16 protein-coding genes are annotated in these 14,946 nt (G+C 76.0%); 9 read left to right on the forward strand and 7 right to left on the reverse strand.

Annotated features, from left to right (window positions below; all coding sequences use genetic code 11):
- Positions 1–49 precede the first annotated feature (49 nt).
- Positions 50–253: a zinc-ribbon domain-containing protein gene (locus tag ACI8AA_RS18905; RefSeq protein ID WP_457045924.1), complete on the forward strand. Its 204-nt coding sequence runs from the start codon at positions 50–52 to the stop codon at positions 251–253.
- A gap of 30 nt (positions 254–283) precedes the next feature.
- On the opposite strand, the gene ACI8AA_RS18910 is transcribed toward ACI8AA_RS18905, so the two are convergent.
- From ACI8AA_RS18910 to ACI8AA_RS18920, 3 genes are read right to left on the reverse strand one after another with little or no spacing between them, the layout of a single operon-like run.
- Entirely contained in the window at positions 284–1,555 is a 1,272-nt protein-coding gene (locus ACI8AA_RS18910; RefSeq protein ID WP_457045925.1) for a cytochrome P450, read from the reverse strand.
- Positions 1,552–1,764, reverse strand: coding sequence for a ferredoxin (locus ACI8AA_RS18915; RefSeq protein WP_457045926.1), 213 nt, complete (start codon positions 1,762–1,764; stop codon positions 1,552–1,554). Before ACI8AA_RS18915 ends, ACI8AA_RS18910 begins: the two co-directional genes overlap by 4 nt.
- Positions 1,761–2,381: a TetR/AcrR family transcriptional regulator gene (locus ACI8AA_RS18920; protein ID WP_457045927.1), complete on the reverse strand. Its 621-nt coding sequence runs from the start codon at positions 2,379–2,381 to the stop codon at positions 1,761–1,763. Before ACI8AA_RS18920 ends, ACI8AA_RS18915 begins: the two co-directional genes overlap by 4 nt.
- 53 nt (positions 2,382–2,434) lie before the next feature.
- Between ACI8AA_RS18920 and ACI8AA_RS18925 the strand changes: the two genes are divergently transcribed.
- The 3 genes from ACI8AA_RS18925 to ACI8AA_RS18935 all read left to right on the forward strand — a co-directional run bounded on the left by ACI8AA_RS18925 (position 2,435) and on the right by ACI8AA_RS18935 (position 5,021).
- Complete coding sequence (locus tag ACI8AA_RS18925) at positions 2,435–3,298, forward strand: acyl-CoA thioesterase (RefSeq protein WP_457045928.1); 864 nt, start codon at positions 2,435–2,437, stop codon at positions 3,296–3,298.
- A gap of 155 nt (positions 3,299–3,453) precedes the next feature.
- Positions 3,454–4,824 (forward strand): MFS transporter, encoded by a 1,371-nt coding sequence (locus ACI8AA_RS18930; RefSeq protein ID WP_457045929.1) that lies wholly within the window; start codon positions 3,454–3,456, stop codon positions 4,822–4,824.
- Positions 4,825–4,835: 11 nt separating this feature from the next.
- Positions 4,836–5,021, forward strand: a complete 186-nt coding sequence (locus ACI8AA_RS18935) for a hypothetical protein (RefSeq protein WP_457045930.1) — start codon at positions 4,836–4,838, stop codon at positions 5,019–5,021.
- 4 nt (positions 5,022–5,025) lie between these two features.
- Here ACI8AA_RS18935 and lhgO read toward each other — a convergent pair whose 3' ends face one another.
- Both lhgO and ACI8AA_RS18945 read right to left on the reverse strand, forming a co-directional pair.
- Complete coding sequence (gene lhgO, locus ACI8AA_RS18940; RefSeq protein ID WP_457045931.1) at positions 5,026–6,243, reverse strand: L-2-hydroxyglutarate oxidase; 1,218 nt, start codon at positions 6,241–6,243, stop codon at positions 5,026–5,028.
- Positions 6,244–6,341: 98 nt separating this feature from the next.
- Positions 6,342–7,598 (reverse strand): 3-deoxy-7-phosphoheptulonate synthase, encoded by a 1,257-nt coding sequence (locus ACI8AA_RS18945; protein WP_457045932.1) that lies wholly within the window; start codon positions 7,596–7,598, stop codon positions 6,342–6,344.
- A gap of 132 nt (positions 7,599–7,730) precedes the next feature.
- Between ACI8AA_RS18945 and ACI8AA_RS18950 the strand changes: the two genes are divergently transcribed.
- The 5 genes from ACI8AA_RS18950 (at position 7,731) to msrA (ending at position 11,960) form a co-directional block, all read left to right on the forward strand.
- Entirely contained in the window at positions 7,731–8,648 is a 918-nt protein-coding gene (locus ACI8AA_RS18950; protein ID WP_457045933.1) for a hypothetical protein, read from the forward strand.
- A gap of 40 nt (positions 8,649–8,688) precedes the next feature.
- Positions 8,689–9,192 (forward strand): MarR family winged helix-turn-helix transcriptional regulator, encoded by a 504-nt coding sequence (locus ACI8AA_RS18955; RefSeq protein WP_457045934.1) that lies wholly within the window; start codon positions 8,689–8,691, stop codon positions 9,190–9,192.
- Positions 9,193–9,303: 111 nt separating this feature from the next.
- Complete coding sequence (locus ACI8AA_RS18960; protein WP_457045935.1) at positions 9,304–10,248, forward strand: NADP-dependent oxidoreductase; 945 nt, start codon at positions 9,304–9,306, stop codon at positions 10,246–10,248.
- 289 nt (positions 10,249–10,537) lie between these two features.
- Entirely contained in the window at positions 10,538–11,362 is an 825-nt protein-coding gene (locus tag ACI8AA_RS18965) for an alpha/beta fold hydrolase (protein ID WP_457045936.1), read from the forward strand.
- A gap of 82 nt (positions 11,363–11,444) precedes the next feature.
- Positions 11,445–11,960 carry a peptide-methionine (S)-S-oxide reductase MsrA gene (gene msrA, locus ACI8AA_RS18970; RefSeq protein ID WP_457045937.1) on the forward strand — a complete coding sequence of 172 codons (516 nt, stop codon included), beginning with the start codon at positions 11,445–11,447 and terminating at the stop codon, positions 11,958–11,960.
- 55 nt (positions 11,961–12,015) lie between these two features.
- On the opposite strand, the gene fxsT is transcribed toward msrA, so the two are convergent.
- Together fxsT and ACI8AA_RS18980 are read right to left on the reverse strand one after the other, a co-directional pair.
- Positions 12,016–14,538 carry an FxSxx-COOH system tetratricopeptide repeat protein gene (gene fxsT, locus ACI8AA_RS18975; protein WP_457045938.1) on the reverse strand — a complete coding sequence of 841 codons (2,523 nt, stop codon included), beginning with the start codon at positions 14,536–14,538 and terminating at the stop codon, positions 12,016–12,018.
- A complete protein-coding gene (locus tag ACI8AA_RS18980; protein ID WP_457045939.1) occupies positions 14,535–14,909 on the reverse strand; it encodes a hypothetical protein in 375 nt (124 codons plus the stop codon). Before ACI8AA_RS18980 ends, fxsT begins: the two co-directional genes overlap by 4 nt.
- Between the last annotated feature and the right edge of the window lie 37 nt (positions 14,910–14,946).

Consider the following 14,946-nt stretch of genomic DNA (forward strand, 5'->3'; position numbering starts at 1 on the left):
GCCCGGTCCGGACGGCGCCCGGGCCCTCGGGCCGACCTACGCTGGCCGGGTGTTCCTCCTCTTCGGGTTCGGCACGCGGCAGAAGGACCTCGGCCCGGGGGCGGTGCGCACCTGCCCGCGGTGCGGCAACACCACCCGCTGGGCGCGGGTGCGGCAGTTCCGCCAGCTGAGCGTGTTCTTCGTGCCGGTCGCCCGGTGGGGACGCCGGCGGCTCGAGGTCTGCGGCGTCTGCGGCACCGCCGTCGGGGTCTGAGCCCCGACGGCGGCGCCGCCGGCCGCGGCCTCAGCCGATGCGGAGCGGCAGCGCGCGGGGGCCGCGGATCTGGCCGGTGGACCAGCGCACCCCGGCCGGGTCGGCCAGGGAGAACTCGGGCACCCGGTCGAGCCACACGTCGAGCGCCACCCGCATCTCCATCCGCGCCAGGTGCGACCCGACGCAGCGGTGGATGCCCAGGCCGAAGGCGGCGTGCCGGTTGACCTGCCGGTCGATGACCACCTCGCCGGCCCGCTCGAACTGGGCGGGGTCGCGGTTGGCGGCCGGGAAGGACAGCAGCACCCAGTCCTCGGCCCTCATCTCGACGCCGCGCCAGGTCACGTCCTCCTTCACCAGGCGCGCCATGGTGACGGGGGCGTACGCGCGGAGGAACTCCTCGACGGCGGTGGGCCGCAGCCCCGGCTCGGCGACCAGCCGGCGCCGGTCGTCGGGGTGGCCGGCGAGGTGCCACAGCGAGGCGCCGATCGCGCTCCAGGTGGTGTCGATGCCGGCGATGAGCAGCAGCGCCATCGTCCCGGCGACGTGCGCGGGCTCGAGCCGGCGGCCGTACAGCTCGGCCTCGAGCAGGTAGGTGGTGAGGTCCTCGCGCGGGCGCTCGAGGTGGTCCTGGATCTGCGCGAGCAGGTACTCGAACAGGTGGCTGCTGCGGGCGAGGCGCTCCTCGGGCGGCAGGTCGATGCCCTCCAGCGCGTTCTCGACGAACTGCCGGAACCGCGGGCCGTCCTCGGGCGGGAAGCCGAGCACGTCGGCGATGACCCGCACCGGGATGTGCTGGGCGTAGTCGGCGGCGGCGTCGACGACGTCCCGGCCCTCCAGGGCGTCGACCAGCGAGTGGCAAAAGGCCCGGGTGCTCTCCTCCTGCCGGCCGACCGCGGACTTGGTGAACGCCGGCAGCAGCAGCTTGCGCGCGTCGTGGTGGAACGGCGGGTCCGAGGAGATCGGCGGGGTGCCGCCGACCGGGGCGAGCGCCCGCGGCGGCCGGAAGTTGCCCGCGATGATCGCGCGGGAGGAGAAGTGCTCGGTGTCGTAGGCGACGGCGGCGACGTCCTCGTAGCGGGTGGGCAGCCACGCGCCGCCGAACCGCTCGGTGTGCGCGATCGGGCAGCGCTGCCGCAGGTCGTCCCAGATGCCGATCGCGCCCTGCGCCCACTCCTCCGCGGTGTGCGAGAAGTCGGTGGCCCAGTCCTCGACCGGGCCGCTGCGCACCTCGCTGAACGTGCCGAGGGCCGGGTCCGAGCGCAGGGTGCCGGCGTCGGCGAAGGGGCGGTCGTCGACGGTCACCGCGCCGGCTCCTGCGCGAGCACCAGCACGGCGGCCTCGGGGCAGTTGTCGGCGGCCAGCTGCGCGTCGTCCTCGAGCCCGGCCGGCACCTCCCCGCCGGGGACGAGGAGGGTCGAGTAGCCCTCGTCGTCGGCGCCGAACAGGTCGGGCGCGAGGTCGTAGCAGCGGCCGTGCCCCTGGCACAGCGACGGGTCGATCGAGATCCTCACGGGCGGCTCTCCGTTCCTCGGGCGGGTGGTTCCTGCGGTGCGAGTCCGGCGACGAGGCGGGCGAGCAGCGCCGTCCACTCCGCGTCGTCGACCGGGTCCACGTCGGGGCCGACCAGCGCGGTGCCGACGGCCAGGGACAGGCACAGGTGGGCGACCGCGCGCGGGGACAGCGCGGCGTCGATCTCGCCGTCGTCCTGGCCGCGGCGCACCAGGCCGGCCAGCCACGCGGCGCGCTCCTGCACGTAGTCGCGCACCGGGCCGGCGGCGTCGTCGTCGCGGCGGGCGGCGACCAGCGCCTCGACCAGCAGGTCGCCGTCGGGGTCCCGGCGGCGGCGCAGCGTGCGGCCGCTGGCCAGCAGCAGGTCGGCGACCGAGCGGCCGGGGTCGGCGGCGACGAGGTCGGCGAGCAGCCGGCGGCCGTGCACGCGCAGCGCGTCGACGAGCAGGGCGGCCTTGGAGCCGAAGTAGGCGTAGAGGGCGCCGTTGCTCAGCCCGGCGGCGTCGGCGACCTCGGACACGCGCGTGCCCTCGTAGCCCCGCCGGGCGAAGACGTCGGCGGCCGCGCGCAGCAGCCGCTCGCGCGTGCCCGCCGCGGTGGCGCCCGGAGTGCGACCCACGTCACGAATCGAACAGTGGTTCAATTCGCGCCGTCAAGGGGTCGGGAGGCGACGTGACCGGTGGGCTGGCCGAGCTGCTCGACCTGCGGCCGGCGGGTCCGGACGCGTTCGCGGCCGGTCCGCGCCGCGCCTCCCCCGAGCGGGCCTTCGGCGGCGCGGTCGTCGCCCAGGCGCTGGTCGCCGCCGGGCGGACCGTGCCGGAGGACCGGTCGGTCCACTCGCTGCACGCGTACTTCCTGCGCGCCGGGGAGGCCGCCGAGCACACCGGCTACTCCGTGGAGCGGGTGCGCGACGGCGGCAGCTACGCCACCCGCCGGGTGCGGGCGCAGCAGCGCGGCCGGACGACGCTCGAGCTCACCGCGTCCTTCCACCGGCCCGAGCCCGGCTTCGCCCACCAGACCCCGCGGCTGGACGCCCCGTCGCCGGAGGAGCTGCCCGGCCCGCTCGAGGCCGGCGCCGGGGCGGAGGGGCTGCTGCGCGCGTGGCTGGACGGGCTGGCCGACCGGCACCCGCTGGAGTTCCGCCTGGACGGCGAGCTGCCCCGGCAGGCCGCCGCGCGCGGCGAGGCGGCGGCGCCGCGCCAGCGGTTCTGGGTGCGCTCGCGCGAGGACCTGCCCGACGGGCCGCTGGCGCGCGCGGCCGTCCTGGCCTACGTCTCCGACGTGCTGCTGCTGTCCACCTCGCTGGCGCCGCACCGGACGGTGATCGGCGCGCCCGACGTCGCGGCGGCGAGCCTGGACCACGCGGTGTGGTTCCACCGCCTGGCCCGCCCCGGCGAGTGGCTCCACTACGACCAGGAGAGCACCTGGGCCGACGGCGGGCGGACCATGTGCGCCGGCCGGCTGTTCGACCGGTCCGGCCGGCTGGTGCTCACCGTCGCGCAGGAGGGGACGGTGCGCCCGCTCGGTCCCCGCTGACCGGCGCGCGGGTGTGACCTTGACAACACTCCGGGTCCTGCCCGAGTGTCTCCCCGCGTTCCGGAACGGAGCACTCCCGGGACGTCCCGCCGCCGTCCGCGGCGGGGTCCGACCGGCCTGGGGCGCGCCGACGACGTCGCGCCGGAGGAGGCGCCGTGCCCCGCTCCTACGTCCGCCGGCTCGACGAGTACCCGACCGGGCGCCGCCGCCGGCGGATCCTCGCGATGGCGGTGCTGGCCAGCCTGATCTGCTCGTTCGAGGCGCAGATCGCCCCGGTCGTGCCGCTGCTGCTCGACGACCTCGGGATGAGCCTGGCGGCCTACGGCGGCATCTCGGCCACCGCGATGCTCGCCGGCGCCGTCGCGGGCCTGATCGGGGGGCGGCTCACCGACTCCGTCGGCCGCGTCCGGCTGCTGGTGCCGCTCATGCTGCTCACCTCGCTGCTGTGCGTGGCCACCACGCTGGTGCAGACGCCGACCCAGCTGCTGGTCGCCCGCACGGTGCTGTCCTTCGTCGACGGCGTGGCGATCGCCAGCACCGCCCCGCTGGTCCGCGACTTCTCCCCGCGGATGGGCCGGGCGACGGCGTTCGCGTTCTGGACCTGGGGGCCGGTGGGCGCCAACTTCCTCGCCGCGGCGGTCGCCGGCGCGACGCTGGCCGCTTTCGACGACAGCTGGCGGTCGCAGTTCTGGCTCATGGGCGGCGTCTCGCTCGTCGTCTCGCTGGTCATCGCCGCCAACATCGCGGAGCTGTCCCCCACGCTGCGGGCCAGCATCCTGCAGAGCGAGCAGCGCGCCCTCGGCGTCGCCGACGACGCCCGCCCGGCCCGCCCCGGCGACCTGCTGCGCTCGGTCGCGGTGTGGGCACACTGCCTGGGCATCGCCTGCTGGCTGGTCACCTACCTGACCCTGGCGCTGTACGGCCAGACGATGCTGGTGGACACCTTCGCGCTGACCACCGCGCAGGCGTCCCAGGTGATGATGCTGTTCTGGGTGCTCAACCTCGGCACGCTGGTCGCGGCCGGGCGGCTGTCGGACCGGCTGCAGCTGCGCCGCCCGTTCTCCCTCGGCGGCACGCTGGTCGCGCTGGTGTGCGGCGTCGTGCTGATCCGGCTGATGGCCGACCCGGCCGGGGTGTCCTGGACGGCGCTGATGGTGACCGGGGTGCTGCTCGGCGCCGGCCTGGGCGTGGCCTACGGGCCGTGGATGGCGAACTACTCGGAGAACGCCGAGGACGTCGACCCGCGGCTGCAGGGCACCGCGTGGGGCCTGTTCTCCTTCCTCAGCAAGGCCATGGCGGTCGTCGTGCTGCTGGGAGCCCCGCGCGTGGTCGACGCCGCCGACTGGCGCACCTGGATGGTCGTGTCCCTCGGCACGATGGCGTTGTTCGGGGTCGCCGTCCTGTTCTTCCGCGGCCCGTGGCGCCGGCCGGCCGGGGTCGCGCTCCCCGTGCTGCCGCGCCCGGTCGTGGTTCCGGTCGTGGGCCCGGTCGCCGAGCCCGCGCCGCCGGTGGCCCCCGGGCGCTGAGGGGCGGCGTCGTGGCGTCCCGGTGGGAGCGCGTGTGGGCACGCTGGCTGGTGCACCGGCTGGAGGTGGCGAACCGGCGGTCCGCGTGCCCGCACGACGGGCTCTCCCTGCTCTGCTCGACCTGCCTGGCCATCGCCTCGGCCGGGTTCCTGCTGCCGGCCGCCCCGCCCGTGCCGGCCGGCGGGCCGCGGGACTGACCGGTCAGTCCCCGTCGTCGGCGAGGACCCGCTCGGCCACGTGCTCGCCGATGGCCAGCGAGGAGGTGGCCGCCGGCGAGGGCGCGTTGCGGACGGTGACCACCGGGCCGAGCCGGTGGACCCGGAAGTCGTCGACCAGGCTGCCGTCCCGGTCGACGGCCTGGGCGCGGACGCCGGCGGGGGCGCGCACCACGTCGTCGTCGGTCAGCGCGGGCACGAACTCCCGCGCCGCGGCGAGGAACACCCGGCGCGACAGCGACCCGCGGAACTCGGCCACGCCCATCCGCCAGTGCTGCCGGGCCAGCGGGCGCATGCCCGGCCAGGTGAGCGTCCGCAGCAGCTCGGCGGGCCGGACGTCGCGGCGCCGGTAGCCCTCGCGGGCGAGGGCCAGCACGGCGTTGGGCCCGACGTCGACCCCGCCGCCGACCCGGCGGGTGAAGTGCACGCCGAGGAACGGGTACCGGGGGTCGGGCACCGGGTAGATCAGCCCGCGGACCAGGTGCTCGCGCTCGGGCACCAGCCGGAAGTACTCGCCGCGGAACGGCACGATCGCCGGCCCCGCGTCGTCGCCGGCCAGCCGCGAGACCGTGTCGCTCTGCAGCCCGGCGCAGACCACCAGCCGGTCGACGGCGAACGCCTCGCGGCCGGAGGACACCACCACTCCCCCGCCGACCTGCGGCAGCACCGCGGTGACCTCGAAGCCGAGCCGCACGTCGTGACCCTTGTCCCGCAGGTCGCCGGCGATGGCGCGGGCGACGGCGCGGAAGTCGACGATCGCGGTGTGCGGCGAGTGCAGCGCCGCGACGCCCGCCGCCTCCGGCTCCACCTCGCGCAGCCCCTCGGCGGACAGCCGGCGCAGGCCGGGCACCCCGTTCGCGGTGGCCCGCCGCTCGATCTCGTCCAGGGCGGGCAGCTCGTCGTCCCGGCGGGCGACGACGAGCTTGCCGCACTCGGCGTAGGCGAGGCCGTGCTCGGCGCAGAACTCGCGCAGCAGGCCGCGCCCGCGGGTGCACAGCCGCGCCTTGAGCGAGCCGGGCGCGTAGTAGAGCCCGGCGTGCACCACGCCGCTGTTGTGGCCGGTCTGGTGGACGGCGACGTCGTCCTCCTTGTCCACCACCGTCACGTGCAGGTCGGGCCGGAGCTCGGCCAGCCGGCGGGCGACCGCCAGGCCCACGATCCCGGCGCCGACGACGCCGATCCGGTCGACGGTCCCTGCGGTCACCGGCCACCTCCGTCCTCCGGGCAGGACCGCGGGCCCCGCCGTGAGCAGGGATGGTGCCCGCCCGGGCCGGGGAGGGCCAGCCCCCGGCCCGCGGGCGGTCAGGCGGTGCCGCGGCGGGACCGGACGGCGGCGGCCAGCTCGGCCAGCAGCGCCTCCGTCGTCGCCGGGTCGACGCAGGCGTCGGTGACGCTCACGCCGTACTCGAGCCGCTCGGGGTGCTCGCGGTCGAGGTCCTGCCGGCCCTCGGCGAGGTTGCTCTCGATCATCACGCCGCGGATCGCCTGCTCCCCGCCGGCGACCTGCTCGGCCAGGTCGTGCACGACCGCGGGCTGGCGCCGGTGGTCCTTCTGGCTGTTGCCGTGGGAGGCGTCGACGACGACCACCTCCGGCAGCCCGCGCGCGGCGAGCTTCCGCCTCACCTCGGCGACGTGCGCCGCCGAGTAGTTGGGGCCGTCCTTGGTGCCGCGCAGGATGACGTGACCCGTGTCGTTGCCGGTGGTCGACAGTTGCGCCGACACCCCGTGGTGGTCGACGCCGAGGAACTCGTGCGGGGCGCGCGCGGTGACGACGGCCTGGATGGCGGAGTCGACGCTGCCCTCGGGCGAGTTCTTGAAGCCGACCACCGAGGAGAAGCCCGACACCCGCTCGCGGGCGGTCTGGTCGGTGACGTTGCGCGCGCCGACGCCGTTGTAGGTCACCAGCCCGTTGACGTACTGCGGCGTGAGCGCGTTGAGCGGCTCGGCGGCGACGGGCACGCCCAGCCCGGTGATGCGGCACATGAGCATCCGGGTGGCGACCAGGCCGACGCTGATCCGGTTGGACCCGTCGAGGAACGGGTCGTAGGCGAAGCCCTTCCAGTCGACCTCGGTCCGCGGCTTCTCCGTGTAGGTCCGCATGAGGATCTCGAGGTCGTCGCCGTGCCGCGCCCGCATGCGGCCGAGGAAGGCGGCGTACTCCAGCGCCGCGACGGGGTCGTGCACCGAGCAGGGGCCGGCGATGACGACGAGGCGGTCGTCGGCGCCGGTGAGGACGTCGGTGACCGCGGTCCGCGCGGCGCGCGTCGTGGCGGCCGACTCCGGCGACAGCGGGACGACGGTGGCCACCGCCGCGGGGGTGACGACGACGCTCAGGCCGGTGATCCGCGCGTTCACCAGGCCGGACAGGTCGGCGCCGTCCGCCGCCGAGACGCCCACCTGCTGCTGGACGCCGGGCAGCAGGTCGGCGAGCGTGGCGTCGATCTGCGCGTTCACCGTCGTCTGGACGTCGAGCAGCAGGTCGGCGATCCGCGTCGCCGCCTCCAGGATCCGGTCAGCGGGGATGGGGGCCTCCTCGGTCGTTCCCGACCGTCGAGCCAACCACAGCGGCGCAACGGCCCGGCGCCCGGTGGCGGACGGCCCGCCCCCCGTCCCCGACGGGGCGGGTGTGACGCCCGGGACGGGTGGGGCGGGCCGCCGCCTCGCGAGGGCCGGCGCGCGCACCATGGGCGCGTGCCCGCCCGCCCGGACGCCGTCGCCGTGCTGCCGGCCGCGCCCGGCGTGTACCGCTTCCGGGACGGCGCCGGGCGCGTGCTGTACGTCGGCCGCGCCACGCACCTGCGCTCCCGCGTGAGCTCGTACTGGGGCGACCTGCGCGACCGCCGCCACCTGCGCCGGATGGTGGGCCGGGTCGCCCGGATCGAGGCGCTGGTCTGCGACTCGGTGCACGAGGCCGCGTGGGCCGAGCGCAACCTGCTCGAGCGGTCCCTGCCACCGTGGAACCGGATCCCCGGGGGGCTGGAGGTCCCCGTCCGGATCCGGCTGGACCCGTCGGCGGACGCGCCCCGCCTCGACGTCGTCCACGACGCCCGCCCGGCGCCAGGGGTGCGGCACTTCGGCCCCTACCTCGGCCGGCGCCGGGTGCGGTCGGCCGTCTCCGGGCTGAGCCGCGTGTACCCGCTCGCCCACGCCGGCCCCGGCCGGAGCGCCGGCGAGCGGGAGCTGGCGCGGCTGCGGGGTGCGCGGGACGCCTCCCTGCCGGAGCTCGCCGCCGCGCTGACGGCCGTGCTCGACCGCGAGCCGGCCGCGGTCGCGGCCGCGCTGGCGGCGCTGGGCGCCCGGCGGGACGCCGCGGCCGCGGCGCAGGCCTACGAGGCCGCGGCCCGGTTGCAGGAGGAGATCGAGGCCGTCGAGTGGGTGGTGGCGCCGCAGCGGGTCACCGCGCCCGAGGGGCAGGCCGACGGCGACGTCACCGGCTGGACGGGCGAGGTGCTCGTGCGGCTGCGCATCCGCGGCGGCCGGGTGCGCGACTGGGACCAGGAGCCCTGCACCCGCGCCGCCCCGGGGACCCGAGCGCCGGCCGGGTGGACGCCGTTCCTCCGCCGCAACGCCGAGCTGGCCGCCCGGCTCGTCGCGCTGCCGGTCACCTGAGCCCGCCCTGGTCGGAATTCGAAGCACCTAGGCTCCCGCCATGAACGCCTCGTCCCCGTCGCTCGACCCCGTCCAGCTCGGCGCCTACTTCGACCTGATCGAGGTGACCAGCCTCCTGCGGCACGCGGTGGAGCAGCAGCTGCGGGACGCCGGCGGCCTCAGCTACGTGCAGTTCCAGCTGCTGGCCCGCCTCGGGGACTCGCCGGCCGGGAGCGCCCGCATGACCGACCTGGCCGACGGCGTCGTCTACAGCCGCAGCGGCCTCACCTACCAGGCCGGCCTGCTGGAGAAGGCGGGCCTGGTGGCGCGCGCCCCCTCCCCGGACGACGAGCGGGGCGTCACGGTCACCATCACCGACGCCGGGCGCGCACTCCTGGCCGAGGTGCTGCCGGGTCACGTCGAGGTCGTCCGCGACCTGCTGTTCGCGCCGCTGTCCCGGGCCCAGGTCGCGGACCTCGCCGGCCTGCTGGCACCGGTGCGCGACCACATGCGCGCGGCACCGCCCCGCTCGGCCGCACCCCGCCGCCGCGCGGCCGGGACCTGAGGACGGGCCCCGGTCCGCCACGGTCGGGGTTGCTGCGAATTCGAAGCAGGTCTACGGTCGGCTCAGTGCTTCGAATTCGAAGCCAACCGCGAGACGAGAGCGAGTCCGGCCATGAAGGCAGTCCGGTTCCACGAGTTCGGCGCCCCCGACGTCCTCCGCTACGAGGACGTGGACCTGCCCGTCCCCGGCGCCGGGGAGGTGCGCCTCCGCGTCGCCGCGACGTCGTTCAACGGCGTCGACGGCACCATCCGCGCCGGCAGCATGCAGGGCCCCATCCCGGTCGTCCTGCCGCACACCCCCGGCATCGACGTCTCCGGCACGGTGGACGCGCTCGGCGAGGGCGTCGACGGCGTGCAGGTCGGCGACCGGGTCGTCGGGTTCCTGCCGATGGGGGCCGACGGCGCGGCCGCGGAGTACGTCGTCGCGCCCGCCGGGGTCCTGGCGCCGGCGCCCCGGAGCATCCCGCTGCCCGACGCCGCGGCCCTGCCCATCGTCGGCCTCACCGCGCGGCAGGCGCTGTTCGACCACGGCGGCCTGACGGCCGGGCAGCGCGTGCTGGTCAACGGCGCCGGCGGCGCGGTCGGCGGCTACGCCGTCCAGCTGGCCAGGCGCGCCGGCGCGCACGTCATCGCGACGGCCGGACCTCGCAGCAGGGACCGCGTCACGGCGGACGGCGCCGACGAGGTCGTCGACCACACCACCACCGACGTGACCACGGCCGTCCCCGAGCCGGTCGACCTCGTGCTCAACCTCGCGCCGGTCGACCCGGCGCAGCTGGCCGCGCTGGCCGGTCTGGTGCGTCCCGGCGGCGCCCTCGTGAACACGACGGTGTGGATGCCCGCCCCGTCCGACGAGGAGCGCGGCGTGCGCGGGATCGACCTCTTCGTCCGCAACGACGCCGACCAGTTGGCCGAACTGGTGGCGCTGGTCGACGGCGGGGAGCTGCGGGTCGACGTCGCCCAGCGGGTGCCCCTGGCGGACCTGGCCGACGTGCACGCCCGGGCCGCCACCGGCGGGCTGCCCGGCAAGGTGGTCGTCGTCCCGGCCGCCGCGTGACGCCCCCCTCCTGAGGGTCCGGAGCAACGGAACGAGCCGGTGCGTCACGGGGGTTGCGCTCGCCCGGGCGGCCCCACGACGCTGTGGCGGCCGGAGAACCACACCGTGCAGTCGGCCCGCTGGTGCACGCGCAGGCCGAGGACAGGACCCGCCGACCCGGGTCCACCGAACCGCCCGACCGCAGCCTGCCGCCGGCCGTCGACCCCGGCTCCCCCACCCCGAGAGCACGTCCGGAGCGGCCGTCCCACCTGCGGACCCACCACCCCCGCGAGACCGACGGAGGCACGACATGGGCACGATCACGACCGACGACGGCACCGAGATCTTCTACAAGGACTGGGGCACCGGTCAGCCGATCGTCTTCAGCCACGGCTGGCCGCTGTCGGCCGACGACTGGGACGCGCAGATGATGTTCTTCCTGGCGCAGGGCTACCGGGTCATCGCGCACGACCGGCGGGGGCACGGCCGCTCGACCCAGACCGGCGACGGGCACGACATGGACCACTACGCCGACGACCTGGCCGCGCTGACGGCGCACCTCGACCTGCACGACGCCGTGCACGTCGGCCACTCGACCGGTGGCGGCGAGGTCGCGCACCTCCTCGGCCGGCACGGTGAGGAGCGCGTCGCGAAGGCGGTGCTGATCAGCGCGGTGCCGCCGCTCATGGTGCAGACCGACGCCAACCCCGGCGGCCTGCCGAAGAGCGTGTTCGACGACATCCAGACCCAGGTCGCGACCAACCGGTCCCGGTTCTACCGCGACCTGCCGTCGGGGCCGTTCTACGGGTTCAACCGGCCGGGCGTCGAACCCTCGGAGGCGATCATCGCGAACTGGTGGCGGCAGGGGATGATGGGCGGCGCGAAGGCCCACTACGACGGCGTCGTCGCCTTCTCCCAGACCGACTTCACCGACGACCTGGAGAAGATCACGGTGCCGGTCCTGGTGATGCACGGCGACGACGACCAGGTCGTCCCGTACGCGAACTCGGGGCCGCTGTCCGCCGGGCTCCTCCAGAACGGGACGCTGAAGACCTACGGCGGCTTCCCCCACGGCATGCCGACGACGCAGGCCGAGACGATCAACGCCGACCTGCTCGAGTTCATCCGCTCCTGACCGCCGCCCCGTCCGGGGCCGGTGGGAAGACCGGCCCCGGTCGCGGTGTTCAGCCACACGCTCGACACAGAGGGAGGCACACGTGACCACCGAGACCGCGATCCTCGCCGGCGGCTGCTTCTGGGGCGCGCAGGACCTGCTGCGCAAGCGCCCGGGAGTGCTCTCGAGCCGCGTCGGCTACTCCGGCGGCGACACCCCGAACGCCACGTACAGGAACCACGGTGACCACGCCGAGGCGGTCGAGATCGTCTTCGACCCCGACGTGATCACGTACCGGGAGCTCCTGGAGTTCTTCTTCCAGATCCACGACCCGACGACCGTGGACCGGCAGGGCAACGACGTCGGCCGGAGCTACCGCTCGGCTGTCTTCTACACGAGCGAGGAGCAGCGGCGCGTCGCTCTCGACACGATCGCCGACGTCGACGCCTCGGGCCTGTGGCCCGGGAAGGTCGTGACGGAGGTGTCGCCGGCCGGCCCCTTCTGGGAGGCCGAGGAGGAGCACCAGGACTACCTGCAGAAGCACCCGTACGGCTACACCTGCCACTACGTGCGGCCCGACTGGGTGCTCCCCCGCCGGGAGGCGCAGACCGCCCGCTGACGTGAGGTCCCGGCCGGCTCGCCCCACCCGGCGGGCCGGCCGGGCGGGGGCCCGCTCAGGCCCCCTGGTGAGCGGCGACGACGGCCAGGTTCTCCCGTGCGGTGACCGTGACCGGGTGACCGTCGCCCACTGCCTGCGGCAGGCCCGCGAGCACCTGCTCGAGCACCGCCCGCGCCGCACCCCACTCCCCCGTCCCCGCCAGGACGGCCGCGAGGTCGCCCTGGGCGGTCAGGGTGTCGGGGTGGGCCGGTCCCAGGGCCCGCCCGAGCCCGTCCACCACCCGCTCGAGCAACCCGCGAGCCGGGTACCACTCCCCCGACTGCGCCAGGACCAGCGCCAGGTTGGCCTCCGCCGTCCTGGTGTCCGGGTGCTCGCTGCCCAGCACCCGCTCCCGGACGGACACCACCTGTTCGAGGAGCCGGCGGGCCTCGGGCAGTTCCCCCAGCACGGTGAGGGTCCCGGCGAGACTGCCCTGCGCGGTCAGCGTCGCCGGGTGCTCCGGACCCGACACCCGCAGCCGGGCCGCCACCAACCGCTCCAGGACGCGCCGGGCCTCGGCGGGCTCACCCGCCGCCATCAGGACGAAGGCCAGATTCCCGGAGGTCGTCAGGGTGCTCGGGTGCTCCGGTCCCAGTGTCCGCTCCAGCACCTGCTCCATGCGGGCCAGCACCCGTCGCGCCTCTCCGAGTCCCCTCAGATCGGCCAGCGCCAGCGCCGTCACCGCCCCCGTCGTGAGGACCGGGGGCTCGTCGGACCCCGATGCGCGCAACCGGGCCGGCAGCACCCGTTCCAGGGGCAACCTCGCCTCGGCCAGGTCGGCCAGGTCGGCGAGGCCGGCCAGGTCGGCCCCGCCACCACCTGGCTCGGTCGGCCCGACCGGTCCCGGCTCGGGCAGCACCTGCGCCAGTCCGCCGATCACCTGCTGCAGCACCTCCCGCGCCTCGATCCACCGGCCCAGGTACCACAGGGTGAGGGACAGGTTGGCCCGGGCGGTGAGGGTGGCCGGGTGGGTGGGGCCCAGCACCTGCGACCGGGTCCTGGCGACCTGGTCCAGCACCCCGCGCGCCCCGTCGAGGTCCCCCAGGGCGAAGAGGGTCCGCGCCAGGTCGACCTGCGCCGCCAGGGTGTCGGGGTGCTCCGACCCCAGCGCCCCCGCCAGGCCCGGGACCACCCGGTCCAGCACCCGTCGGGCGCTGCGGAAGTCCCCGCGGACGTGGAGGAACCGAGCGGCTCCTCGCAGGTCGTCGTCGGTGTCGGGCAGCGTCGCCAGCAGGTGGGGCAGCAGCGCCGAGAAGGCCGGCCAGCCCGCCGGGTCCTCCGGGTCGGGTGGCAGAACGCGGTGGAGGAGGGAGCGCGCGGCGTGTTCCCACGCCGTCCGCTGCTCGTCCGGCATCTGGTCCCTGACCACGGCCTGGACCAGGCGGTGCACCGACACGGTCCGCCCGTCCCGCGGCACCTCGGCGTCCGCCCCCCGCACGCTCCGGGAGCCGGCGCCGGTCCGCACCAGGGAGTAGCGGTACAGCGCGGCCAGGGCCCTGTCCAGGGCCAGCTCGTCCCCGGCCAGCGCGCCGAGGACGTCGGCGGGCTCCGGTGCCAGTTCCGCTCCGTCGGTGCCGCCGGACAGCAGCAGGGTCAGAGGGACGTCGTCGGGGCCGCAGCAGGCCAGCAGCCGCAACAGCCCCACCGCCGTCGGACCGAGCGCCTCGAACGCGACGCTCCACGTCCGGGCGATCGGGTACTCGTAGTCGGTCGGGTCTCCCTGCCCGAGCAGGTCCGGCCGGTGCCGACGGAAGGACCTCAGGTAGGAGGCGAGCGTGGCGCCCGGTGAGGCCGAGATGTAGGCGCCGGCCTGCTCCAGGCCCAGCGGCAGGTGGCCCAGCTCCTCGGCCAGCTCGCCGGCGCTGACCTCGTCGGGGTCCCCGGTCCGGCCGATGAGGAACGCCACGGCCGCCGGCGGGTCCAGGTCCGGCACCCGCAGGCCCCGGTGCGGATACCAGCCGGGGTTGCGGCTGGTGACCACCACGTGCCCGGACCCGGCCGGTGGGAGGAACTCCCGGACGGCGTCCGGGCTCTCGGCGTTGTCGAGGACGAGCAGCCACGGGTCCGTGCGCGCCGCCAGCACCGCGTGGGTGGCCGCTACTGCGTCCCGGCCCTCGACGTCCACCTCGAGCTGAGCGGCCAGCAGCGTCCCCCACTGCGTGGCGACCGTGGCCGGTTCGGCCGTCGCCACCCACCACACCAGTCCGTAGTCCTCCGCGAGCCAGTGCCGGTGGGCGTACTCGAGCGCGAGGCTGGACTTGCCCACCCCACCCAGGCCGTGCAGCGCCAGCACGGCCGGGCCGGCGTCCTCGCCCGCGCTCAGGTGCAGGAGCTCACGCCGCACCCGCTCCAGGAGCTGCTCGCGCCCCGTCAGCCGGTGGCGGGGCGGCAGGAAGACCGCGTGCCGGGCCACCGTCTCCTTGCTGATCTGGAAGACGTTGGTCTGCCGGTTGAAGCTGCCGGCCTGCAGGCCCTGCGCCCGCTCGGCCGCCACCCGGGGCGCGCCGGCGGGGACCTCCGGCGTCCGGTCCTCGGTCACCCGGCGCCGAAGGTGTTGATCTGCTGGTTGCGGTCACCGACCTGCACGCCCTGCGCGTGGGCGGCGTCCACCCGGTACTTGCCGGCGGCGGTCCCCGCGGAGTCGGCGAGAGCCAGCACCCTCTCCGCCAGCTCCAGGACCTCGGCGTCGCGGTCGGCGCCGGTCTCGGTCACGTACCTGCGCAGCAGCGGCTCGTAGGCCTCCGGGTCCTTCTCGTGCTCGGCCAGCGCTTCCTCGGCCGCCGGCCTCCCGGCGAACCGCCGGCGGAGGACCTCGCGCAGCTTCGCGTACGCGTCCCGCACCGCGGAGCCGGCGACGTCCTGCACGCCCGCCCCGACCCCAGCTGCCAACGCCGCCAACAGCAGACTCACGGGTTCCATCTCGACCCCTGTCGTCGGAGTGTGACCA

The organism is Geodermatophilus sp. SYSU D01180 (genome assembly GCF_054050415.1).